This window comes from Paenibacillus sp. DP01 (assembly GCF_044784315.1).
GTDB classification, from domain to species: Bacteria; Bacillota; Bacilli; order Paenibacillales; family Paenibacillaceae; genus Paenibacillus; species Paenibacillus polymyxa.
Genome location: NZ_CP173059.1, coordinates 3,491,632 through 3,515,929, shown reverse-complemented (window position 1 = coordinate 3,515,929; position 24,298 = coordinate 3,491,632). Strand labels below are relative to the sequence as shown.

Annotated in this window: 18 protein-coding genes and 1 pseudogene; 15 read left to right on the top strand and 4 right to left on the bottom strand. The window is 44.3% G+C overall.

Annotated features, from left to right (window positions below):
* Positions 1-3: 3 nt before the first annotated feature.
* From ACH59B_RS15535 to spoVM, 5 genes are all read left to right on the top strand, one after another.
* Positions 4-780 carry a Stp1/IreP family PP2C-type Ser/Thr phosphatase gene (locus tag ACH59B_RS15535; RefSeq protein ID WP_016822348.1) on the top strand — a complete coding sequence of 259 codons (777 nt, stop codon included), beginning with the start codon at positions 4-6 and terminating at the stop codon, positions 778-780.
* Positions 777-3,032: a Stk1 family PASTA domain-containing Ser/Thr kinase gene (pknB, locus tag ACH59B_RS15530; protein ID WP_102999151.1), complete on the top strand. Its 2,256-nt coding sequence runs from the start codon at positions 777-779 to the stop codon at positions 3,030-3,032. Before ACH59B_RS15535 ends, pknB begins: the two co-directional genes overlap by 4 nt.
* A gap of 96 nt (positions 3,033-3,128) precedes the next feature.
* Complete coding sequence (rsgA, locus tag ACH59B_RS15525; protein ID WP_102999150.1) at positions 3,129-4,046, top strand: ribosome small subunit-dependent GTPase A; 918 nt, start codon at positions 3,129-3,131, stop codon at positions 4,044-4,046.
* 4 nt (positions 4,047-4,050) lie between these two features.
* Entirely contained in the window at positions 4,051-4,719 is a 669-nt protein-coding gene (rpe, locus tag ACH59B_RS15520) for a ribulose-phosphate 3-epimerase (protein ID WP_016822345.1), read from the top strand.
* Positions 4,720-5,109: 390 nt separating this feature from the next.
* Complete coding sequence (gene spoVM, locus ACH59B_RS15515; RefSeq protein ID WP_010345573.1) at positions 5,110-5,190, top strand: stage V sporulation protein SpoVM; 81 nt, start codon at positions 5,110-5,112, stop codon at positions 5,188-5,190.
* 223 nt (positions 5,191-5,413) lie between these two features.
* Here spoVM and rpmB read toward each other — a convergent pair whose 3' ends face one another.
* Positions 5,414-5,602, bottom strand: a complete 189-nt coding sequence (rpmB, locus tag ACH59B_RS15510) for a 50S ribosomal protein L28 (RefSeq protein WP_013310881.1) — start codon at positions 5,600-5,602, stop codon at positions 5,414-5,416.
* Between the two features lie 498 nt (positions 5,603-6,100).
* Between rpmB and ACH59B_RS15505 the strand changes: the two genes are divergently transcribed.
* From ACH59B_RS15505 to ACH59B_RS15490, 4 genes are all read left to right on the top strand, one after another.
* Positions 6,101-7,885 carry a DAK2 domain-containing protein gene (locus tag ACH59B_RS15505; protein WP_102999149.1) on the top strand — a complete coding sequence of 595 codons (1,785 nt, stop codon included), beginning with the start codon at positions 6,101-6,103 and terminating at the stop codon, positions 7,883-7,885.
* Positions 7,886-7,933: 48 nt separating this feature from the next.
* Positions 7,934-8,800: a DegV family protein gene (locus ACH59B_RS15500; RefSeq protein WP_016822343.1), complete on the top strand. Its 867-nt coding sequence runs from the start codon at positions 7,934-7,936 to the stop codon at positions 8,798-8,800.
* A 1-nt stretch (position 8,801) separates the two neighbouring features.
* Positions 8,802-10,850, top strand: a complete 2,049-nt coding sequence (gene recG, locus ACH59B_RS15495) for an ATP-dependent DNA helicase RecG (RefSeq protein WP_025365192.1) — start codon at positions 8,802-8,804, stop codon at positions 10,848-10,850.
* A 111-nt stretch (positions 10,851-10,961) separates the two neighbouring features.
* Positions 10,962-11,249 (top strand): stage VI sporulation protein F, encoded by a 288-nt coding sequence (locus ACH59B_RS15490; protein ID WP_016822341.1) that lies wholly within the window; start codon positions 10,962-10,964, stop codon positions 11,247-11,249.
* Positions 11,250-11,564: 315 nt separating this feature from the next.
* Here ACH59B_RS15490 and ACH59B_RS15485 read toward each other — a convergent pair whose 3' ends face one another.
* On the bottom strand, positions 11,565-12,929 hold the full coding sequence (locus ACH59B_RS15485) for a glycoside-pentoside-hexuronide (GPH):cation symporter (protein WP_102999148.1): 1,365 nt from the start codon (positions 12,927-12,929) through the stop codon (positions 11,565-11,567).
* Between the two features lie 274 nt (positions 12,930-13,203).
* Between ACH59B_RS15485 and ACH59B_RS15480 the strand changes: the two genes are divergently transcribed.
* Together ACH59B_RS15480 and ACH59B_RS15475 are read left to right on the top strand one after the other, a co-directional pair.
* Complete coding sequence (locus ACH59B_RS15480; RefSeq protein ID WP_016822338.1) at positions 13,204-14,043, top strand: AraC family transcriptional regulator; 840 nt, start codon at positions 13,204-13,206, stop codon at positions 14,041-14,043.
* Between the two features lie 136 nt (positions 14,044-14,179).
* Positions 14,180-15,037 (top strand): GRP family sugar transporter, encoded by an 858-nt coding sequence (locus ACH59B_RS15475; protein ID WP_404302007.1) that lies wholly within the window; start codon positions 14,180-14,182, stop codon positions 15,035-15,037.
* A gap of 652 nt (positions 15,038-15,689) precedes the next feature.
* Here ACH59B_RS15475 and ACH59B_RS15470 read toward each other — a convergent pair.
* Positions 15,690-16,352 carry a helix-turn-helix domain-containing protein gene (locus ACH59B_RS15470; protein ID WP_404302005.1) on the bottom strand — a complete coding sequence of 221 codons (663 nt, stop codon included), beginning with the start codon at positions 16,350-16,352 and terminating at the stop codon, positions 15,690-15,692.
* Between the two features lie 572 nt (positions 16,353-16,924).
* Here ACH59B_RS15470 and ACH59B_RS15465 point away from each other — a divergent pair.
* The 3 genes from ACH59B_RS15465 (at position 16,925) to ACH59B_RS15455 (ending at position 20,671) form a co-directional block, all read left to right on the top strand.
* A complete protein-coding gene (locus ACH59B_RS15465) occupies positions 16,925-17,242 on the top strand; it encodes a hypothetical protein (protein WP_404302003.1) in 318 nt (105 codons plus the stop codon).
* Between the two features lie 319 nt (positions 17,243-17,561).
* A complete protein-coding gene (locus ACH59B_RS15460; RefSeq protein WP_404302001.1) occupies positions 17,562-18,602 on the top strand; it encodes an NAD(P)-dependent alcohol dehydrogenase in 1,041 nt (346 codons plus the stop codon).
* Between the two features lie 800 nt (positions 18,603-19,402).
* The gene (locus tag ACH59B_RS15455) at positions 19,403-20,671 is read left to right on the top strand and encodes a DNA polymerase IV (protein ID WP_016822332.1); all 1,269 of its coding nucleotides are present in this window, start codon (positions 19,403-19,405) and stop codon (positions 20,669-20,671) included.
* 202 nt (positions 20,672-20,873) lie between these two features.
* Here the strand turns inward: ACH59B_RS15455 and polYB are convergent.
* Positions 20,874-21,331, bottom strand: a pseudogene (gene polYB, locus ACH59B_RS15450) (DNA polymerase IV); the annotation flags it as partial.
* A 192-nt stretch (positions 21,332-21,523) separates the two neighbouring features.
* Here polYB and ACH59B_RS15445 point away from each other — a divergent pair.
* Positions 21,524-24,049: a transglycosylase domain-containing protein gene (locus ACH59B_RS15445; RefSeq protein WP_117288942.1), complete on the top strand. Its 2,526-nt coding sequence runs from the start codon at positions 21,524-21,526 to the stop codon at positions 24,047-24,049.
* Positions 24,050-24,298 lie beyond the last annotated feature (249 nt).

The window sequence follows — 24,298 nt, the reverse complement described above, 5'->3', positions numbered from 1 at the left end:
CATTTGATCAAAACAGTTCATGTCAGCCATGTCGGACGTGTGCGTTCGGTAAATGAGGATTCTGCCTGGATCAGGCACTTGGAGCAAGGCTATATTCTTGGAATTGTTGCCGATGGTATGGGAGGGCATCTGGCCGGTGATACGGCCAGCCGCCTTGCGGTAGAGACACTTGCCGCTGATTTGGCGACGCTGGAGAGCGGATTATCCGCACATTCTTTGACGGCGGCGCTCAGCGACGCTATTTTGCATGCCAATGAAGTCATCTTCCAAACGGCTGCGCGCGATGACCAGTATCATAATATGGGAACGACGGTTGTTGCCGTGTTGCTCAATGATGCATCTGGAATTATCGGACATATTGGTGACAGTCGCGCCTATGTCATATCCAAAGGAACGGTACGTCAGCTTACAGAAGACCATACTTTGGTTAATGAGTTGTTCAAAAACGGTCAGATCAGTAAGGAAGAGCGGGAGAACCATCCCCGTCGCAATGTGCTGACACGGGCATTGGGCACTGATTCCGAGGTGAAGGTGGACATTGACACCATTACGCTGGAAAAAGGCGATGTACTATTATTATGCAGTGACGGATTAAGCAATTTGGTAACAGAAGAACAGATCAGTAAGGTAGTAGGTGCCGCAGAAAATCCTTTGGAGGAACGTGCGGATCGTCTGCTACATCTGGCGCTGCTTGCCGGTGGAGACGATAACATTACTGTAGCTTTGTTTGAATTGCCCGACAACACGGTTTCATTGAGTGAAAAGGGGTGTGAAGCATGATCGGGCACCTGCTTGGGGGAAGGTACGAAATTATTGAGCGCATCGGTGGCGGCGGTATGGCGCTGGTGTATAAGGCTCAAGACATTTTGCTGAATCGCAATGTCGCGGTAAAAGTGTTGCGTCAGCAATTTGTTCATGATGAGGAATTTATTCGCCGGTTTCGGCGTGAGGCACAGTCAGCGGCCTCGCTTTCTCATTCGAACGTGGTCAGTATTTATGATGTCGGCCAAGAGGATGAAATTCATTATATTGTAATGGAGTGCGTTGAAGGCAAAAATCTGAATGAGATTATTAAAGAACGTGCGCCATTACAAGTGGATGAAGCAGTGCGGATTGCTTCCCAGATTTGTGATGCGCTGGAACATGCCCACCAAAATCAGATTATTCACCGGGACATTAAGCCTCATAATATCTTAATTGGACGTAATGGACGGGTTAAGGTAACCGATTTTGGGATTGCTCGAGCTGTTACGTCAACGACAATTACTCAGACAGGTTCTGTTGTGGGTTCTGTTCATTATTTTTCACCTGAGCATGCAAAGGGTGTCATTACCGGCGAAAAATCGGACTTATATTCTTTAGGTATTGTCTTATATCAAATGCTAACGGCACAGCTTCCTTTTCTGGGAGAAAGCCCAATTAGTGTGGCACTCAAACATTTGCAAGAGGAATTTGAGGAACCGCGTAAAATTAATCCGTTGATTCCGCAAAGTGTAGAAAATGTCATTCTGAAATCGATGCGTAAAAATCCGGAGGAACGTTACCAATCAGCAGACGAAATGCTAAGGGATTTAGAGACTTGTCTGCTACCGGGGCGGCGCAATGAATCCAAGCTGGAGTTTACACATTTGGATGATGAGGACCAAACGCGGGTTATCCCAGCTATTAAGCCTCAACAATTAGGTGTATCTTCCAGTGGTGACGATGTGCCTGTCCAACCTCGGGAGTCTGAACAGCTTCCGAACAAGCAAACGTCCAAGAAAAATAGAAAAAAAACGATCTTCTGGGTAACACTAGTGTTGGTACTACTTTTGTGCATGGGCGGCGTAGTGTACTATGTGCAAAGTGTGCTTGTCGTACCTGAGGTGAAAGTACCGAGTGTACTGACACAAACAGAAGACCAAGCGAAGGTCACTCTAAGTAAAGCAGGACTAGTCATTGATGATCCAATCCAGCATGAATATAAAGAGGGGATTGCACCGGGAGTTGTTTTTTATCAAAGCTACCCTGAAGGTTCTTTAGTCAAGGAAGGAACGGAGATTAGTCTCAAAGTCGGGATTGCCAAGCCGCTCACCCCGATGCCAGATGTCAAAGGACAAAGCTACGAGAATGCTGTCAAGCTACTGACCGCCCAGCAGATTAAGGAAACGCAGATTCAGCAAAATGAGCAGTTCAGTGATCAGGCTGAAGGAACCGTCATTAGTCAAACACCTGCTGCAAATGAGCCATTTGATAAGGATTCGGTTCAGGTAGTGCTCACCGTCAGCAAAGGCGCTGCCACTGTTAAAATGCCGAATCTGGTAGGGATGACGCAGAGCCAGGCGGAAAATGAGGTCAAAAAGGCGGGGCTGAAGGTTGGCTCAATTAAAGAGGAATTTAGCTATGAGCAGGATAAAGGAAAAGTAACCAAACAATGGCCGTCAGAGGCGGGCAGTGATCTGCCCCCAAATACGGAAATTACGTTTTATGTAAGTACGGGTTACCCGCCAGAAGCGATTACGTTACCGTTTAATGTACCTGTGGCGCCGAAGGAAGAGGGCAAAAACAGTAAAATTCGTATCACTTATACAGATGCACGTGGAGAAAATCAGGAGTGGGGCAGCCGTACGATTAATACAACACAGGTGTTTACGATCAACCTGCTGATGGCCCCTAACAAAGACAGTGTCGTCTCCGTATTTAGAGATGGTGCTTTTGTTGACACGTATCCTGTTTCTTATATTGATGCAAAAAATGGAACGGTGACGATGCCTCAAATTGCTCCACCTGCAGGAACATCACCGACTGATACATCTGGTGGTACTTCCTCACCGAATGGAAGTGGAAACGGTGAGGAAGGAAACAGCGGGGAATCTTCTAACGATAGTGGTAATGGTGGAGGAGACTCTAACAACCAGGAGGGGACAGAAGGCGATGGTGATCCTTCTGCTTTTGCCCCAGGAACCGATTCCGCAGGAGTTACGCGCAGTGAGTTGGCGGTTAGCAAAAAAAACAACCCCGGTCACGGTTCCCGCAAAAAGAAGGAAAAGTGATCGAGGCTGTGCAGCATCAGTAAACTTACTAGAGAAAGAAGCTTAACCTGTTCCACACAATGAAACTTGAACATTATGAAGGAGGACATCTTACACATGCCTGAAGGTCTGATCGTCAAGGCGCTTAGCGGATATTATTATGTCTCCAGCCTGGATCAGGATGGGCGTCCGGTATCCGGCGAAGCTACGGTACAATGCAGAGCACGTGGCCTTTTCAAGAAAAAAGAGATTACGCCCCTTGTTGGTGATCGGGTCGTTTACGAACTAACTGAAAACGGGGAAGGTATGGTCAAGGAGATTAGAAAGCGTACGACGGAGCTAATTCGCCCTCCAGTAGCTAATACCACGCTGGCCGTGCTGCTATTTTCCCTGCGTGAGCCGGATTTAAACCTGCCTTTACTGGACAAATTTTTAGTCCATATTGAGCACGCCGGGCTGGATACGATTATCTGTCTGACCAAGCGCGATTTGTATGAAGGCAGTCATTCAGAGGATGATAAGGTGCTGATGGTTCAGGAAATGTATCGGAAGATCGGTTACGAGGTGCTGGTAACCAGCGCCCGTACTGGAGTGGGTACGGCTGAGCTCAAGAAGCTGTTGGCCGGCCAAATAAGCGTGTTTTCCGGTCAGTCAGGTGTAGGGAAGTCCTCCATGCTTAATGCTTTGGAGCCTGGCTTAACGCTGGAGACGAGCGCCATAAGCAATAAGCTGGGACGAGGAAGACATACGACTCGCCATGTGGAGCTAATTCCTTTAGACAACGGCGGGTTTGTAGCAGATACACCGGGGTTTAGCCAACTGGATTTTTTAGAGCTGGGTGTGGATGAGTTATCGCCTTGTTTTCGAGAATTCCAACAATATGCGGAAGGATGCAAATTTCGGGGTTGTACGCATATTCACGAACCTGGCTGTAAAGTAAGAGAGGCCTTGGAAGAGGGACATATTTCAAAGGGACGCTATGATAGCTATCTGCAGTTTTATCAGGAATTAAAAGAAAAAAAACGGAGGTATTGAGCATATGTTAAAAATAGCACCGTCGATTTTATCCGCTGATTTTGCTCGTTTGGGCAGTGAAGTCGCGGAAGTCCAAGCAGCGGGGGCAGACTGGATTCATGTGGATGTTATGGATGGTCATTTTGTATCCAATATTACACTGGGCCCCCCTATCGTTCAGGCTATTCGGCCGCATACAACTCTCCCACTGGACGTTCATCTGATGATTGAGCAGCCTGAACGTTATATTAGTGATTTTGTAAAGGCAGGAGCTAATATCATCACGGTCCATGCGGAGGCCTGTGTTCATTTGCATGGTGTCCTTCACATGATCAAGCAGCAAGGCGCTCTGGCGGGAGTGGCTCTCAATCCGGGGACTTCACCATACGCGATCAAGGAAGTGCTGCCCAATGTAGATATGATTCTTGTGATGACGGTTAACCCTGGTTTTGGGGGCCAGTCCTTCATTCCAGAGACGTTGAATAAAATCAGACAAATCCGTGCTTGGTTGAACGAATTGGGTCGTCCAGACGTACATATCGAGGTGGACGGAGGTATTGCGGAGGAGACGGCACCAGCCGTATTTGAAGCGGGTGCTAACGTGTTAGTGGCAGGCAGTGCAGTGTACGGCAGAGCAGACCGTGCAGCGGCTATTGCTGCTATTCGGGATAGTGTCGCTCATTTGTCCAAGTGAAGCTAACTGAAGCACTGTGGATGACCTTAGCGAGCATGCTGACCGGTTTGACCCTCAGTTGTTTCTCGCTAGTGAAGACGCCTTGGAATGCTATACTTTCACTTTTGGCTGTTCTTATTGTCCTGTTTTATTTTCGTAAAAATGAACGGCGTGGTTTGCGTATCGGTTTTGTGGTGAGCAGTGTGCTTTATTATATCCTGTTTATCTTTATACTCTCAGCATATCTCTATGTTCGTGGACTTGTCTGATGGTATAGCCTGGGATGGTTGTGCATAAATATGGTTACATGAGCGGGATTCTCATGTAGCCTTTTTTTGTGGGGCAACAACCCTTGACAGGTTGCATAAACTACAGAGAACGGATGCAGGAGGATGATGGGGAGGGTGAGGCATGAAGTTTTACACAATCAAGCTGCCAAAATTTCTGGGTGGATTCGTCAAAGCCATTTTGAATACATTCCAGAAGAACTGAAATCAAAGTAACGTTGACACAGGATGTAGGATGAAGGCGAAAGGTACACAGGAGGCACGCTTCCCGGGCACAGCAGATTGATAGCTCGGCAATAAAAGACAAGAATGCGCGGGAAGTTGCCTGACATTTTGTCCTCCTGAATCAGTGGGATATTATTCGAATAATCAAAAAAGCACCCGTTTAAAACGAGGTGCCTTTTGTTTATAACGATATTTTTTTACGACTACACGCGAGTCACTTTACCGGCTTTCAATGCACGAGTGCTGACATAAACGCGTTTCGGTTTACCGTTAACGAGAATGCGAACTTTTTGTACGTTGACGCCCCAAGTACGGCGATTACGGTTGTTAGCGTGAGATACGTGGTTACCGCTGCCAGGCTTTTTGCCTGTTACAGAACATTTACGAGACATGATTCCACCTCCTATTCTGAAAATAACCAAACTCCATATGGAATGGGTCGCTCTTCAGGCCGACTGGGTCAGCCGGACTTTATAAGTCACTAACCTGAACAAAACAATACTTAAATATAATATCATAGTCAAAAAAGCTCCGTCAACTGATTCAAAAACTTTATTTATTTCTCTTTCGCATTATAGTACAATATGGGATAGCTATTGTTGCGACTATTTTGTTTTTTAATGGAATGTGAATTCTTATTCCAGTCATGCCGGGCAGTTCAGAGGCGGGACCATAATCATCATTCCGGCCAATGATTTTTTGTTGGGCAGTTGACTGGTTTTTCATATTATATGAGCTGTGGAAAGAAACCAGAGGATGGTTACGGAAGCTTACGAAAGGGTGACATTCGTATTCGTCGTCTGGCTTTAGTATAATTCAATTGAACCTTGAACATGTGTTGTGAAGATGGATTGTAAAACAATTGTATTAAGCTAGGAAGGGGAATTCTCTTGAGTAATCGTTCTTTGAATGGAACAGACTTTACCGCGATGGTTTTAGCCGGGGCGGAACAATTACAGCAGCATGCGGAGCATGTCAATTCACTAAATGTATTCCCGGTGCCAGATGGTGATACGGGAACCAATATGAATCTGACGATGAGCGCGGGCGTAACGGAATTGAAGAGGGGAGATTCTTCCTCCATCGGTGTCATGTCCGGCATCTTATCCAAAGGCTTGCTGATGGGGGCCCGCGGCAATTCAGGGGTTATCCTGTCTCAGTTGTTCCGTGGCTTCAGCCGTTACGCTGCCCCATACGAGGAATTGAATACCCTTCAGTTCGCATCGGCATTGCAGAGCGGGGTGGATGCGGCCTACAAGGCGGTGGTTAAGCCGGTGGAGGGTACAATTCTTACCGTGGCGAAGGAAGCGGCCAGACATGCTGTGTTTTTCTCGCGCCGGACGAACGACATCACAGAACTGATGGAAGAAGTGCTTGCCAAAGCAAAGGAAACGCTTGCCATGACGCAGGACATGCTCCCTGTACTGAAGCAAGTAGGGGTTGTAGACTCGGGTGGACAAGGACTTGTGTATATTTATGAAGGATTTATGCAGCATCTTGGAAGCGGATTGGTGACATCTCCAACTTCAAAAGGCGATAGTGTACGCCCGGTTTTTGCTCCTTATGTATCGGAGAGACCTACAGCTGCGCCTGTTGCTCCTTCCCCAGATGCGCCGATTTCTGCGCAGGCGAAGCTCGAAACGGAGAATATTGAATTTTTGTATGATATGGAGTTTTTTATTAATCGACAATTGGGCGAAGCGCAAGGTACAAATTTTGATGAGGAAGCTTTCCGGAAAGCGTTGTCAGTAGATGGTGATTCGATTATCGTTATTTCGGATGATGATGTCATCAAGGTTCATGTGCATTCGAAGGCTCCAGGTGAAGTCTTGAATCTTGCGCTGCGTTACGGGGAAATTACACAGATTCGAATTTTGAATATGCGCGAGCAGCATCGTGATTTGCTGTCAGCAGGTATGGATGGTGCTCCTGAACCTGAATGGTTTGCAGAAATACCAACAGAGCCTGCACGTGAGGAGGAGCCATCTGAGCCTCCAGCTCATGAGCTAGCACCTTTTGGCTTTATAGCTGTGGCTTCTGGTGAAGGGATTGCTGATATTTTCAGAAGCTTGGGTGTTGATGTTGTCCTTTCGGGTGGTCAGACGATGAATCCGAGCACAGAAGACTTCGTGAATGCGGCTCGCTCGATTGCGGCTCAACATATTTTTATTCTGCCGAATAATTCCAATATAATCTTGGCTGCTGAACAAGCGCGTGAATTGCTAGAGGTGGAACGTTTGGTGTCGGTGATTCCAAGTAAAACAATTCCTCAGGGCATTGCAGCAGCATTTGCTTACCAAGAGGAAGAAGCCTTTGAGGTAAACCAAGATAATATGCGGGACGCAGTTACCCGTGTGAAGTCTGGACAAGTGACCTATGCGGTTCGGGATACGACACTTGATGATCTGCATATTACAGCGGGCCACTACATTGGTATTCAGGATTCTAAGATTGTGGCGACTGAGGAGCAATTAATGGCAACATCCCGTCTTTTGCTGGCGAAAATGCTGGTGAATGGCGATGAAATTGTTACGATTCTTACAGGTTCGGACGCAAAACAAGAAGAGACAAATCAGCTTGTTGCGTGGCTTGAAGAAAATTATTCGGATGTTGAAGTGGAAGTTCATGAAGGTGGTCAGCCGATTTATCCTTATCTGTTCTCAGTGGAAACCTGATGTGCTTTGGCACACCCATGGTAGTCCACTACAAAGGAGGTCTGACTGATGAGAACTATCATTTTGACAGATAGCACGGCTGATATTCCACAGGAAATAGCAGATCGTCTCGGCATAGTCATTGTACCATTGACGGTGATGTTCGGCAGCACAGCTTACCTGGACGGTATTGAGATGTCAGCTGCACAGTTTTACAGCGAACTGGTACGGGCTGATGAACTACCTACAACGTCACAGCCATCACCAGCCCGTTTTTTGGAGACGTACACGGAACTGTTGGAGCAATACCCCGAGAGCCAGGTTATCTCTATCCATTTATCCTCTGGTGTGAGCGGAACGTACCAGTCCGCTCTGCTGGGTAAATCCATGTTGGAGAAGCATGAAGATAGAGTGACCGTTATGGATTCCAAGTCGGCCTCGTACGGATACGGTATGCTCGTGGTTTACGCCGCAGAGCTGGCAGCTGCCGGGCAATCCCCGGCTGAAATTATTCAGGGTGTGGAACGTCTTGGAGAACGTCGTTGTTTGTATTTCCTGGTGGATACACTGGAATACTTGCAAAAAGGCGGACGAATTGGCAAGGCAGCGGCTATGGTTGGTACGTTGCTTAACATTAAGCCAATTCTTTCGATTGACAAAGAAGGTATTATTTATTCGGCTGATAAGGCGAGAGGGCATAAAAAAGCGACAGCACGAATTATTGAACTGCTGGAGCGGGATTTAAAAGGCCAAAAAATTAATATTGCTGTGGGTCATACGGCAGATCGCTCGGCGGCAGAAGCGTTTGTGGCTCAGCTGGCAGAGCATTTTGAACTGGGAGATCAAATATATACTGAACTTGGCGCTGTGATCGGAACACATGTGGGACCAGGAACGATTGGTATTTTTGCATGGCCGGCCGGAGATGAGAGGTAATATGCTGCAATTGGATCAAATACCATTAAAACAAATACACGGCGTGAGTGCTCTCAAAGAAGGGGAGCTTCACGCTTTTGGCATTTCTAACGTGCAAGATATGCTGGAATATTATCCGTTTCGGTATGAAGATTACCGACTGCGCTCGTTAAGCGAAGTGAAGGACGGAGATAAGATTACAGTACAGGCAAAAATTATGGGCATTCCGGTGCTTCAGCGTTACGGACGCAAATCAAGGTTGACTTGTAAATTGATGGCTGAGGATTGGATGTTTACTGCAACATGGTTTAATCGGCATTTCTTGAAGGATCAGCTAACCTCAGGTCGTGAAATTGTGGTGACTGGGAAATGGGATCTTAAGCGAATGCAGATGACTGTTGCAGATTCTGAGTTCCCTGACAAAGGAGTGGCCCGTTCGGGGACACTTCAACCGGTGTATTCTATAGGTGGCAAGATTACGCAGAGCTGGATGCGAAAAATAATGAATCAGACGCTCCAGCAGTTTGGTGAAATGATTCCCGAGATATTGCCAGATCTGCTGGTACGCAAGTATAGTATGATGCCGCGCAAGCAGGCCATTGCAGGTATACACCAACCTCAGGACAATCGAGAGGGACAAGAGGCTCGGCGACGGATGGTGTATGAGGAACTCTTTTTATTCCAGCTGAAAATGCAGGCATTCCGAGCGTTAAATCGTGGTCGAGCGGACGGGGTGGTGCATACGGTGGATAACGCCACGATCCGTGAATTTGTGAGGGCTTTGCCTTTTGAATTAACGGATGCACAGAAGAAGGTTGAGCTTGAAATACTGTATGATCTACGCTCACCTTATTGTATGAACCGTCTGCTCCAAGGGGATGTTGGGTCGGGGAAAACTGTGGTTGCCGCCATCGGTTTATTCGCAACAGTACGTTCCGGTTTTCAGGGAGCACTGATGGTGCCAACCGAAATATTGGCCGAGCAGCATATGCGGTCGCTTCACAAGCTGTTTGAACCCTTTGGAATCAGCGTGGGGTTACTGACAGGAAGTACAACTGGGAAGAAGCGTAAGGAGTTGCTTGCCGCTCTTCAAATGGGTCTGCTGGATATTGTGGTGGGCACGCATGCCCTTATTCAGGAGGATGTGTATTTCCGCCAGCTTGGACTAGTTGTAACGGATGAGCAGCACAGGTTCGGAGTCAACCAGCGTAGTGTACTGCGCCGCAAGGGCTACAACCCCGATGTGCTGACCATGACCGCCACACCGATCCCGCGTACGCTGGCGATTACTGCTTTTGGTGATATGGATGTTTCAACGATATCAGAGCGGCCCAAAGGACGTATTCCAATTTCTACGTATTGGGTGAAGCACGAACTGATGGATCGAGTGCTCGGTTTTATTTCTCGTGAGGTAGATCAGGGACGGCAGGCTTATCTAATCTGCCCGTTGATTGAAGAGTCAGAGAAGCTGGATGTACAGAATGCCATCGATCTGCATATCCAAATGCAGCAGGCTTTTCCACATTATCGCGTTGGGCTGTTGCACGGACGAATGACTCCTGCAGAAAAGGAAGAAGTTATGCGTTCCTTCTATGCAAATGAGGTTCAGCTACTCGTTTCAACCACGGTTGTAGAGGTGGGGGTAGATGTGCCCAATGCGACGCTAATGATTATTATGGATGCAGATCGCTTTGGATTGTCCCAGCTACATCAGTTACGTGGACGTGTTGGAAGGGGCGCACATGCCTCATACTGTGTACTGATCGCGGATCCTAAGTCGGAGGTTGGTCAAGAGCGGATGAAGGTAATGACCGATACGGACGATGGTTTTGAGGTTGCTAGACGCGATCTGGATTTGAGAGGGCCGGGGGATTTCTTTGGCACCAAGCAGAGCGGGTTGCCCGAGTTTCGGTTAGCAGATATGGTAGCGGACTTTGAGGTGCTGGAAAAGGCACGTGAGGATGCAACTGATCTAATCAAGGACTCCTCTTTTTGGACATCTCCGCAGTATGAAGCACTTCGCGGTTATTTGCAAAAAGAGCAGATTTTCCAAGGGGATCTTATCGACTGACCCACCATGAATGATGAGGATGTTCTAAACGTTTCTAACAGATAGGTACAATGGACAGGCTGACCGTCATATATTTGGGAATGACCGAATGATATGGGAGGTGTGGCAACATTGAGCTATCAGCAATATGGAATTAGTCCGCAATTGGTGGAGCGGATTAAGTTAAAAATGAAAAATCGTGCGCTCAAGGAGCGGGTCAAGCAGCAGATCGAGGGCGTGACCAAAGCAGATCTGCAAAACAAAGCTAAGGTGCGTCATCTTGTGAAGACCACTTCTGCTATTTTAAACGAGCGATTGACGGCTACACAGGAGGAGCAACTGACTGCCTTCGTATTGGCACAAAAAATTGATCCGTCTAATACGTTCCATCTGATCAAGCTATGGGGAATGTTCCGTTGATGCTGTTCGAACGGGTGCTTCAAAGCACTTTCCATGTTTTATGTGAAGCATAGATAAAAAAAGGATTGCCTGATGTTAGGCGATCCTTTTTGGATTTATTTAAGGCTTTTGTATTTCATTCCCCGGGCAATAGGCAGTAGTCTTTTAGTGTGAAATTCTATTCGTAATAACCACCAATCTTGATAGACCGTTCCATGGCCTGTACACCTGGACGTACCGTTGTTCGGTGCAGAGAACGCCACCGTCCCAGAAAATTGTATAGGCTAGCACGGTGACTGCTCCAGTAAGCGCATCACGCGAAGGACCAGAATCCGGTTACTGTGCGGATGGTTCACCTTGTTCCCGTCTTGCCCGAACCTCCTGGACAATTTTTCTGTTCATTGTTTCCGTCAGCTCATAATTCTTCATTGGAAATACGGAGAGAAATGTCAGAACCCCCGGAATAATTGTAAATAGTAGTGTGAGCCAAATAAGGGTTGTATTTGTTTGGACGATATTAGGCTGATAACCCGCCAACGCCAGTGCATAACCACCCACGGCGCTGCCGATTGCGGCCGCCAATTTGGCCCGAAAAACGTTAGCTGAGAAAACCATCCCCTCTGATCTGTTTCCTGTTTTCCACTCTCCATAATCGACGCAATCTGCTAGCATTGTGGACATGACAACATAGTTCAGCCCCACACCGAAAGAAATGATACAGCTGAGAATAAAGACAAGTACAATAGAGTTGCCGCAGAAGAAAAGAGCTATCATGGATATGGAGGTGATTAGCACCCCTGCTATGCTAGTGCCTTTTTTGCCGATCCACTTGGCAATGAACGGAACTGCGACGTTACCTGCGATTTGAAATCCCACGGTTAGTCCCATAAACAGTGGAATGAATGCTTCGGCACCTAGGTTGTATTTGAAATAATACAAAGTAAAGGCATTACGAATGTTGGCAGTCATTTCGATAATAAAAAACGAGATGATCAACAGCCGCAAAGGTCGGTTTTCAATGAAGAATAGGCGGAGTACTCCTTTTAACGTTTGTTTTTCATGGCGAGGCACTACGTGTTTTTCTTTTACGCCAAACACCGTAAACATCATGCAGACGAAGAACAGGCCACAAAGTACAGCAACCGCTCCAGCCCAGCCGTTGAAGAAATGGACGAGGGGAAGCGCTACGACATTGACCGTCCACAAGCCGGCACTTGCAACCGTACGAGGAACAGTCACGACCTTGGTTCGTTCTGCAGCATCTTTGGTTATAGCGGCGGACAGTGACCAATACGGAATATCCAATATGGAATAGCTAATGCTCCAAGCGATATAGGTAACATAGGCATAAACCAGCTTCCCGGCGGAAGAAAGGTCCGGACTGAGGAAGAGTGCGAAGGTGGTGAGTGTTACCAAGAAAGCCCCGATGAACATGTAAGGCCTAAACTTCCCCCAACGCGTATTGGTGTTGTCGACTGCAATGCCGATAAAGATATCAACTACCGCGTCAATCACCCGTGCCACCATCAGTAATGTCCCGACTGCAAGCGCATTCAATCCAAAGCTGTCAGTATAGAAGAACATAAGATAAACGGCGGTTAAATTGTAAATAACATTCATCCCATAACTACTCAGTGAGTAAGAGATCAGTGTTTTTAAACTGACTTTGTCATTATTTTTTACAGATGCAGAAGTAAGCATGTTTTAACCCCTTTCAAAAATTGACGATCATAACTGTAATGATACGTTTAACGAAAACTTGTAAGCGTTATCTTGAGATACAGAATAACAAAAGCTGCAGGAGGAGTACATGATTTTTCTAAAGCAGATGATAGCAAAAACAAAGATTGTCGCAAATATTCGCAGGTTGAGGCTTCTTTTTAGCTCTTATAACATAATTCTTAATTTATGCTATATTTGTTACGGGAACACCGCCCTTGGTTAACTTTTAAATTCTGAAACGTGGAGGTTAGGAATGAGTGAGAATATGATTCAATTTGTAGATACACGTACCAGTTCAAAACATAAAAATATTACAGATTTAATCCTATATAATTGTGGTTCCGAGCCTTGTTCTCCCAACCAGGACTTTGGGCCTATCGCCAGGGATTTCAATCTTATCCACTTTGTATTAAAGGGGAGAGGCAAACTGGTATTAGATAAGGAAACATATAACATAGAGAAAGGACAGGCTTTTTTAATCCCTGCCAATAAGGCCGCTTATTATCAAGCTGATGAGTACGAGCCATGGGAGTACAGCTGGGTGGGGTTTATGGGGATCAAATCCGAAATGTACTTGCAGAACATCTCTCTTGTTCAGGATAATCCGTATGTGGTAAGTATCGGAGACATCACTTTTTTTCATTCGACCATTCTTGAAATGCTTCGTATAGGGAATAATACGCTTTCTTCATCCTTGGCTATTCAGGGGTATTTGTGCCATATTCTCGCCAAGCTGGTGCATGAATCGGGTGAAACGATGCCTGTGAAACAAGAGCTTCCCTATTCAGTTCAAGCTATCAACTATATGGAGAAAAACTACAACGGCGGCATTCAAATCAATGAGGTGGCAGAGTATCTCGGCCTTCACCCAAATTACTTAACCTCTGTTTTTAAGCAGGAAATAGGCGAAACACCAAAGCAATATTTAATGAACATTCGGATTAAAAAGGCATGCGAGCTGTTACAGGATACCAGTTACTCTATTCAAGTAATCTCCAATTCGGTCGGTTACTCGGATCAACTGACCTTTTCACGGGCGTTTAAAAAAATGATGGGCATTTCTCCCAGCGCTTATCGTGAAAATATTCTTTGATTTTGCTATATAAATCTTCTAAAAATACTGGTGATTAAGGTGGGTGTATTTTGATATCGTAAAGCTGTTGGTTTTTCCTGCATGGTATTTTAAAGGATTGCACGGAAGAACTCACTTTACGAGAGGGGAACTGCATGTGGATACACTCATTGCCTTTATTCCAGCCATAGGCTGGGGATTCATGCCCATACTGGCGCAAATGACAAAAGCCAGTCCTCGCGAGCAACTGACGGGGACGGTCATCGGTGCCGTATTGTTCGCACTGTGCCTGTATTCGTACTCACCTGTTAACTTTCAAATCACACCATTTATTGTGAGCTTTGTCTCAGGTGTGTTTTGGTCCGTAGGACAGTTGATTCAATTTCAAGCTTTCCAGAAAGTAAGCGTTTCAATGGCCATTCCCATTATTTGTGGGCTACAACTTATGGGAACGACGCTTTTTGCAGCACTAATCTTGGGCGAATGGACGACTGGGTACCAACTTGGTATTGGATTAGCAGCGCTTATATTTATTTTGTCTGGCATCTTGCTGACGAGCTATCAGGGCAAATCAAGTGGTTTGTCCAAGCCTTTACCCCTTCAAATTCTTGTCATGTTGGTTTGTTCAGGTATAGCCTTAACCTTGTATGTTATTATTAATCAAATCTTTCATGTCTCCGGTCTGTCGGTCATCTTACCGCAATCACTTGGCATGCTGTGTTCTGCGCTTTTAATGAACTGTAAGGGAGGGCAGAAGCTTCATCTGGTTCAGGTGCTGCGCAATTTGTCTACGGGTTTGTCGTGGAGCGTGGCAAATTTGGCGCTATTCATTTCGAATGGGCTTATTGGAGTCGCTGCCAGTTTTCCGATCTCTCAGGCGAGTATCGCCATCTCCTGCGTTGGCAGTATTCTGATTTTCAGGGAAAAGAAGAGTCCCGGGGAATGGCTTCGTCTACTGGCCGGCATTACGGTAATCATGGTCGGAGTGGGATTGATTAGCCTGGTCAAGCTCTGAGATTTAGCAATTGAATATTAGCGGAATGCGCTGATTACAAACCCGTACCTTTTGAGATAGCTTGTAGCGTACCCGTTCTCGTCCAGCGCTGCAAGCTACAGATTGCGGCTGACCGAGGCGGAAATGTTGAGAAATATTAAAAATATTAGCTTTCGCAAGTAAACGGATAATGAGAAAACTCTATGTGAATGGTTTAACCATTTGCATAGAGTTTTTTTGGGATTTTGTGTTTAACAGCGGTCATAGGACGCGCAATCACTGTCAAAGGAAGTAGTTTTCAGGTGAGTAGCTTTTGAGATTGAAATAACATCTCCCGCTGTAAAAGCAGTTTTATGATAGGTCATCGGTTTACTGTACTTTACTACAGTCATAAATGTGGTGCATTAATATATGTGACAGACAGCTTTGTACATGGCAGAAATTTCGTTGCGCATACTTCCTGATTACAGGTGTTTAAGATAGGTGTGTTATTCGGACAAGCTTATTTAGTTGTATTTTATAATAATTAATAAATGCAATGATGTTTTACAGTTTTGAGAGGCTCAAAAAGTGTCAATATAATGTTTTTATTCTATTTCGATGGATAGGATGAACATTAGGAAAAAGGCTTGTCTCAAAATAAACATAGAGACAAACCCTTTTTTAATTTTATTCATACCAAATGCTGTCTTCTGAAATCCATTGGACTCAAACCTAAGTGCGTTTTTATAAATTTTGTGAAGCTAGAAGGCTGTTCAAATCCAAGCTTCTCAGCAATTTGATGAATAGGCTCTTTAGTCGTTAAAAGCAAGTTTTCTGCAAGTTCCAGCACCCTGGATTTGATAAAATCCTGAGCTGTTCTACCGGTTTCTTTTTTTAGCATGTCCGAAAGATAATTAGGTGAATACCCCATTGCTTGAGCCAGGCCTTTTACACTTGGTGTACCTGATCTTTCAATAATATCCACTGTACACAGTTCATTTAAAAGCTCTTCGAACTTGGTGACGGCGTCTTTATAAACCACTGCTCTAGTGATAAATTGCCTGCCATAAAAGCGTTTAGCGTAATTTAAGAGTAATTCTAAATTGGACACAACGAGTTCTTTCGTGTAAAGGTCTATATTTTTACTGTATTCATCCTCAATGTTCTTCACTATACGTTCAATCGTCTCTCTCTCTTGTTCAGAGAGCTGCAAGGCTTCATTTGCTTCGTATTCAAAAAACATGGTTTCCGATGGATTAGCATTTTCAAAATTCATCGCAGTAATTAATGGATGTTTAGGTTTATTGTATCCGAGTAATTCATGTAAGTCAGATATTGATTCAACCGTTAACATGATTTGCCCTCCTTATGAACAAAACAATTCCTCGCAAATAGAAAGCTCTTCTTATCATATCCTTTGAATTTCAAGTAAGACATAGTCTAATCCACGATAAACTTGTTTGAATTACAGAACTATTTATCAGTAATCTGGACAATATCATCAGTAACCTGGATATGTACCTAATCGAATGGGTTGCAGTATAAATATATTACTTAAATGAAAAGGAGAATTACGATGATTACAAAAATCATCCTTATTACTGGAGCTACTGATGGAATCGGAAAAGTTGCGGCGAAAACCATGGCAAAGTAGGGACACACTGTGATCATTCATGGACGGAATCAAAACAAAGCACAGAGACCCTTAATGTATTTTCACCATTGCTCTTAACAGAGTTATTATTAGATGTTCTTTCAAAAAGCCCCTCAGCAAGGATCATTAATACCTCTTCCGCAACACATAGGATTGCCAAAAAACCAGATTTCAGCGATTTACAGTTGGAAAAGGACTACACCTCGTCCGGTGCGTATGCATCCTCCAAATTGTATACGATTTGAATCACAAGACACTGGTCAGCTGAACTAATGAGAAGGGGACTGAAAAATATAACTGCGAACGTGTTACATCCTGGTGCTGTTGCGACTAGATTTGGACAAGACAACGATAAAGGTTTTATTAATAATATAGTGTTTAAGTTGGCACTTCCATTCATGAATACGCCAGAAAAAGGAGCTGCTACAACCGTATATTTGGCCACATCACAAGAAGTAGAAAAGGTTAATGGGAAATTCTTTGGTAACATGAAGGAGGAAAAACCACGGGATCGATATTATTCTGTAGAAAACGAAATAAAAGTTTGGGATTACTGCCAAAAGGTTATTAGCCCTTATATGAATAAATAAGTACGGAGCAATAATAAGGTTTACGATGGCCCCTCTGCTTTCCTGAAGTTGAGGGGCTTTTTGTATTCATTTTCTTTCCTAATAATCAGTAATAGGGACAACTTTGTCTGTAATCAGGCTATGTTAACCATAGATCTGGAGTTTTAAACTATAAGTATCCATTAAGACAACCTTAGATGCGTTATCACGCTGTACCTAAGTGTAGGCTGGAAATAGTGTATGAAGGGGGATGAGATAGGGATACGAATACAATTCAAATACAACAATTTAGCTAATATCTGAAATATATAATATGAAAAATGAAAGGGGTATAACAAGTATGTGTAAAGTTCATGCATTGAGTGTTCTCAGTGCGAATGCGCCATTTGAACGGACGATGATTGAACGGAGGGAACTGCGCCCAGATGATGTTCTAATCGATATTAAGTATAGTGGTGTATGCCACACCGATGTTCATATGGTCCATAATGATGGAGGTTACTCTCAATTCCCAATGGTTCCCGGTCATGAAATGACAGGAATTGTAGAAGCGGTTGGAACGGAAGTAACTAAGTTTGTAGTGGGTGACCAGGTTGGAGTAGGGCCTCTCGTGAACTCTTGTGGAGAGTGCGAGAATTGCCTACGTGGTGAGAATATGTTCTGTAAAAAGGGCATGGTCATGATGTATAATTCCGTAGACTACGATGGAAATATTACTTACGGTAGTTACAGTCAAAAAATTGTAGTGAAGCAAAATTACGTACTTCAGATCCCAGATAGTTTGGGCTTAGATGTTGCCAGTCCACTACTCTGTGCAGGAGCTACGGCTTACTATCCTTTGAAACATTGGGGAGTAGGTCCAGGCAAAAAAGTCGCTATCGTCGGTATTGGAGGTATCGGCCACCTAGCTATCAAATATGCCCATGCATTAGGAGCTGAAGTTACGGCCTTGAGTCAGACAATGGATAAGAAAAGCGATGCGCTAAGTTTTGGCGCCGATCATTACTATGCAACGAACGATCCTGACACATTCTCGACGCTAGCTAGTCAATTTGATGTGATTTTCAACACGACCTCTGCAAGTCTTAATTTAGATGCTTACGTATCCATGCTTAATATAAATGGTACGTTTGTTATCATTGGTGATTCCGGTAAGCCGAACCAATTTAATACGCTCAGTTTGCTTATGGGTCGTCGCAGAATTGCAGCAACGCCTGGAGGCGATCTTCTTGAAACCCAAGAAATGCTTGATTTCTCCGCAGAGCATGGTATTGTCCCTGAAATTGAGGTAATTCACACCAATCAAATCAACGAAGCTTTTGAGCGACTTATCCGAAATGATGTACGATATCGATTTGTTATTGATACATCTACCTTTTAAGTCGTATTTTCGAGGATAACTCAATAGACACAAACATCATCAAAAGCACTTATCTGAAAGACAGGACTTACAATAGAGCGGACGAATTGCTGCTCGTCCGCTTTTCTAATTTATAAATACGCTAGTAAATTAGCTCATAAGAATTTAAAAAGAGAAGAAGTGAATTTGCATTGATAACATTGGTCATAGTTGGAGCAGATCCCGGATTGGACTTTTCACTGGCTAAGACGTTTGGTAAACACGGATTTCGTATTGCTATGATTTCAAGAACATAAGAGAAACTAGACAGTATACTGAGCAATTAACTAAATTGAGGCTCAAGGTTTTGCTGCGGATATTACTAACAAAGCACAGCTTACTAGAGCTTTTTTAAGAAATTAAAAGTACATTGGGAACTATAAATGTCATGGAATTCAGTTCATACAGCGGAAATGTACCTACGACATCGTTGAAGAAAACCTTTTTTTAATGGAATTCAAATGTGTATACCAAGTTTCCGCTTTTTCAAGACAAGATAAAATGTTATACATTGGTTCTTTATTTTTGTTGACATTTAAAAGATGAAGCCCAGCCAACCAGAATTCCGTTCCGATCCTCATCCCCCACGAGCACATTAAGCTTTCTTGGCCTTTATGATCACAGAAATAATGTGATGATTCACGCTCGTACCAGATACCCAATCATTGATGATTAATTTACATAATCCTATAAATTACCTGAATACAGAACTAATGTTTGGCTTTATAATAAATAAGAATACATGTTCGTATGTATATGATCGTTTTTTTGGAGGGTGCAGCATGACTAAAACAACTGAGCGGACAATTCTTTTGGCGGATTGCCAGAGTTTTTATGCGAGTGTAGAAAAAGCTTCCTACCCAGAGTATAAAAATAAACCGCTTGCGGTAGCAGGCGATCCTGCACGCAGGTCTGGAATTATTTTAGCAGCATGTCCTATGGCCAAAAGTTTCGGGGTGTCTACAGCAGAACGGCTCGGTGAAGCCCTCAAGAAGTGTCCTGAGCTTGTGATCGTCCGTCCCCGTATGAAACACTATATCGATGTCTCTTTAGCAATTACGGATATATACAAGGAATACACTGACCTGGTAGAGGTGTTTAGTATCGATGAGCAGTTTCTGGACATTTCGGGTAGTTTTAAAATTTTTGGAGATTCTTTAACCGTTGCAAGAGAAATTCAAAAGAAGGTTCTTTTACAAACCGGGGTTTGGGTACGAATAGGAATCAGTTCCAATAAGGTTCTTGCCAAAAGCGCAACCGATATTTGGGCTAAAAAAATTAAAAGCGGTATATTCACGTTGCCCAAGACAGAATTAGAGCAGCTGCTCTGGCCACAGCCAGTTAATAAAATGTTTGGGGTAGGTTCGCGGATGTCGTCCCATTTTGAGCGGCTTGGTATGACAACCATTGGAGATATCGCTAGAACCTCTCTACCAGATCTTAAGTCTAAATTTCGCGCTCGTTTTGGAAAACAGTCGGATATACAGGCGGAGGTCATGTGGAAAACAGCCAATGGTCTAGATGAGAGTCCTGTAGCTCCGTATACCTTCAGTTCTCCACAAAAGTCGGTAAGCCATATGATGACCCTACCCCAAGATTATCTGGAACCAAATGAAGTAGAGACCATCCTGCTTGAACTCTCGGAAGAAGTTTGTCGAGACAGTCGTCGTAAGGGGTGCATGGGCTCTGTCGTGACCGTTAGTTGTATATGTAGCCCATATGAGGCTCCCACCGGATTTTCCAGGCAAATGAAGCTTACAGATCCGACTAACAATACGAATAAAGTGTACAACGCAGCAAAAAAAATATTTTATAATTTTTGGAACGGTATGCCGATACGACGCTTAGGTGTCACTTTAAGTGGGTTGGTTGACGACCAAACTTATCAACTTTCCTTCTTTGAGGATCATGAGCGTATCCGCTCCTTGGAAGAAGCAACAGATAAAATTAAAGAACGCTATGGTAGCGCAGCTATCGTAAGAGCGTCCTCTTTGACCCAAGCTGGTCAGGCACTGGAGAGATCCCTAAAAATCGGGGGGCATTATAAATAAATGAAGGGATATACTGATGTAATTTAGAATTACTAGAGCAAGGTCAGATCCCACTACATATTGGTCTGAAGGGTTCTTGGGAAACAGGTAAAACTAAAAAACTGTTAATCTTTGAATTAAAGTCTAGAAAATTATTGCTGGACTTTGTTAATACTACAATGCTATTTGGTATTTTAGCTGTGTTTTATACTTTTCCTTCGGTTCGAGTCCATACTCCTGTTTGTCCCAGCACTTTCCGCTGAATTTCACTTGCAATACTCAACGGATCTCCGAACAGGGAGAGACTTCCGCTCATATCCAGAAATTGTTCATCAATGCTGAAAACCTCAACCAAATCCGTATACTCATTATAGATTTCTGTTATTTTTAATGAGACATCGATATAATGCTGCATGCGCAGGCGTACAATGATAAGGTCAGGACATTTTTTACAGCTTCCCCCAGACGTTCTGCAGTGGATATACCATGTTTTTTGGCCAGCGGACACGTGGCTAAAATAACGCCTGAACGAAGTGCAGGGTCACCGGCCACAACGAGCGACTTATGTTGGTATGCGGGATTATCCGTTTTTTCGACGCTGGTGTAAAAGCTTTGGCAGTCCGCTAGAAATATGGTTCTACTTCCACGCTCCTTCACAATGTTGATCTCCTCTCCTGGCATGTGATTAATCATATTCCAGAATATTCTTGAACATATACCCTTATAGTAGTATTATATATAGAACAAGTGTTCCTAATACAAATGTATTTTTTGGAACATTACAGTTTACGGGAAACCTAGCATGGCGTATCATATTATCTTGAACAAAAACAAGTGGAAATGAATGAATATTGAGGGGAGAAAACCATTTTTATGAACCCAAAACGTCGACCATCATCTCAAAAACGCAGTAGGTGGCGCATTTTTGGCAGAGTTTTGCTGATTAATATCAAGTGGTTCTCGCTTGCGGGTGTACTTGGAGTGCTGTTTGCCGGAGGTCTTATATCCGGTTATGTGGCGGCACTGGTTCATGATGAACCTGTACGATCACGTCAATTGATATATGAAAAGGTAAATGAGAATGCTCTGACCAGTTTTGTATTTTTTAATGATCAGGTAACTCCGGTTGGAAGAATGCGCATGGAAGAGGACCGACAGCTCGTTGACCTGAAGGATGTCCCTCAGTCCATTGTGGATGCCCTCATTTCAACAGAAGATAGCCAATTTTATGAGCACCATGGTGTAGATTTAAAGGGGACGGCTCGTGCTGTCAAACAGAAACTTTTGAATGAAAACCGCCAAACTGGCGGCAGTACACTGACGCAGCAGGTAGCCCGAAGAGTTTTCCTCAGTCTGGATAAAACGGACAGCCGAAAGGTGAAGGAAATGCTGCTGGCACTACGTATGGAGCGTTTTATGGGCAAAGACAAAATATTAACGGCTTACTTAAATAAAATGCCTTTTGGTAATGGTTCCGCTGGTTACAATTTGTATGGAATCAAGTCTGCTTCGTTAGGAATTTTTAATGTAAGTGATCTACATAAGCTTCATATTGCTCAAGCGGCTTATTTGGCAGGTCTTCCACAGCTGCCATCTGTTTATTCCGCTTTTGATGGTAAAGGGAATTTTGATGAAGAAGGTTTCAACAAAGCGATGGAGCGCCAACGTGTTGTGTTGGGAAGAATGCTGGAAACAGGCAAGCTCACACTGTCCGAATATAATGATGCGCTTCAATTTGATGTGAGAGCGACTCTTGCACCCCATCGCGAAAAAAGCTATAACACATTCCCTTATTTGATGCTGGAAACAGAGCGGGAGGCCGCACAGCTGTTAGCACTCCAGCAAAATCCGAATCTCACAGCAGCCGAGATTTCTAAGCCTGAGCATGCTGAACTTCTTCAAAATACGCGAGAAGAGTTGCAACGGTCCGGCTATCGAATTTATACAACGATAAACAAAAAAATTTATAGCAATATGCGACAGATTGCAGCTAATCCACAAAATTTTTCTCCATACAGTAAGAAGAAGGGACTAGAACAGATTGCGGCAATCATGATTGATCATAAAACAGGGGCTATCCTCGGTATGATCGAGGGCCGGGATTTTAATACCGAGCAAATGAACTATGCAACTCAAATGACACGTCAGCCCGGTTCTGCCATGAAGCCTATTGCTGCTTACTTACCTGCTTTGGAGAAGGGCTACACTCAGCCCGCCGGTCTTATTGATGATTCACAAATCATATTGAAAGACGGACGAAAGGGTTATCATATTCCTAAAAATTATAACAGAAGGTATGAGGGGCTTATGACAGCCCGTGAAGCACTCAATCGGTCAATTAACATCCCTGCACTGAGGCTGTTTTTATATGAAGTTAAAATTCCAAACGCTTGGAATTTTGTGCGTTCTCTTGGAATTACGACGATTCAGCCGCAGGATGAACATGCTCAAACAGGAGTTCTAGGTGGACTTAGTAAGGGGGTATCCGTCGAGGAACTGACCGCAGCATATGGGACAATTCCCAATATGGGCGTGTATAATGCACCTCACTTGATCAGTAAAATTACAGATGCCAACGGTAAGATTGTATATGAATTTAAACCACAGACGAAACGTGTATATTCGCAGCAAACCGCATTTTTGATGACGGATATGCTCAGAACCGTTATATCAGACCCGAGAGGAACTGGCAAACGTCTGCAAAAAGCTTTTAAGAGCTACGGTACCATTGATATTGCGGGTAAAACGGGTACGACACAGAACTTTGGTGATGTGTGGTTTATGGGATACACACCTGACGTTACGCTAGGCGTATGGGCTGGTTATCGTCAACAGGTTAATACATTATCTCAAGAAGGTCACACCAGAGCACAGTCGGTGTGGGCGTTGATCATGAATGAGGCGGTCAAGGACCAGCCTGAGCTTTTTAAGAATAAGCATTTTATACAGCCGGAAGGCGTTGTGAAAGTTACGGTATCTAGTCTTACAGGTAAGCTGCCAGGGCGCTATTCCCGCCAATCAGGTCACCTCGTGACTGACTGGTTTAACCAAAAGTACGTGCCGACCGAAGTCGGAAGAGAACAGCTTCCACGTTCTGCTAGACCAGTAGTTCCGTCCAAACCAGATATCAAGAAAGAAGATGTCCCTGAGATCAAGGTACCAGCAACAGATCAAGAGGAGGTTCCACCAGAGGAAACAGTTCCTTCTGTTCCTGACACAGACGCAGAGATCGAACCGCCTGATGAGAATAACGATGTGCCATCAACAGATACTTCGCAACCTTCTATTGAAAACGTGCCGGAGACACCTTCTGAATCAGAGAACCAGAGTGGTGCTCCAAAAACTCAGCCTGATGAGGTTATCGATCCTAAACCAACGACTGATCAATCCAACAACTAAGCAACATGGACGATCTAGTTTAGAACACCGTTTCCAACAATATTGACAGTGACCTGCGGATGAAAACGGACATGGGGATACTCCTCATTCCAACGCTATTCCATTACAATGGCTACCTTGAATGGGAAGTTGGATAGTCAGGCTCCGGTACATCTGTCGGACAGAATTCTCGGTGCCTGAATAAACTTCATTGGTACTTTACCTTCATTGGTTTGAGATTCATCTACAACTTCTAGTGTTTGCTGGAGT

Bases quoted from the DNA above. Each gene is read 5' to 3' on its own strand.
- pknB (WP_102999151.1), top strand. From the start codon at position 777: ATGATCGGGCACCTGCTTGGGGGAAGGTACGAAATTATTGAGCGCATC.
- rsgA (WP_102999150.1), top strand. From the start codon at position 3,129: ATGCCTGAAGGTCTGATCGTCAAGGCGCTTAGCGGATATTATTATGTC.
- rpe (WP_016822345.1), top strand. From the start codon at position 4,051: ATGTTAAAAATAGCACCGTCGATTTTATCCGCTGATTTTGCTCGTTTG.
- spoVM (WP_010345573.1), top strand. From the start codon at position 5,110: ATGAAGTTTTACACAATCAAGCTGCCAAAATTTCTGGGTGGATTCGTC.
- rpmB (WP_013310881.1), bottom strand. From the start codon at position 5,602: ATGTCTCGTAAATGTTCTGTAACAGGCAAAAAGCCTGGCAGCGGTAAC.
- ACH59B_RS15500 (WP_016822343.1), top strand. From the start codon at position 7,934: ATGAGAACTATCATTTTGACAGATAGCACGGCTGATATTCCACAGGAA.
- recG (WP_025365192.1), top strand. From the start codon at position 8,802: ATGCTGCAATTGGATCAAATACCATTAAAACAAATACACGGCGTGAGT.
- ACH59B_RS15485 (WP_102999148.1), bottom strand. From the start codon at position 12,929: ATGCTTACTTCTGCATCTGTAAAAAATAATGACAAAGTCAGTTTAAAA.
- ACH59B_RS15480 (WP_016822338.1), top strand. From the start codon at position 13,204: ATGAGTGAGAATATGATTCAATTTGTAGATACACGTACCAGTTCAAAA.
- ACH59B_RS15470 (WP_404302005.1), bottom strand. From the start codon at position 16,352: ATGTTAACGGTTGAATCAATATCTGACTTACATGAATTACTCGGATAC.
- ACH59B_RS15465 (WP_404302003.1), top strand. From the start codon at position 16,925: ATGAGAAGGGGACTGAAAAATATAACTGCGAACGTGTTACATCCTGGT.
- ACH59B_RS15460 (WP_404302001.1), top strand. From the start codon at position 17,562: ATGTGTAAAGTTCATGCATTGAGTGTTCTCAGTGCGAATGCGCCATTT.
- ACH59B_RS15455 (WP_016822332.1), top strand. From the start codon at position 19,403: ATGACTAAAACAACTGAGCGGACAATTCTTTTGGCGGATTGCCAGAGT.
- ACH59B_RS15445 (WP_117288942.1), top strand. From the start codon at position 21,524: ATGAACCCAAAACGTCGACCATCATCTCAAAAACGCAGTAGGTGGCGC.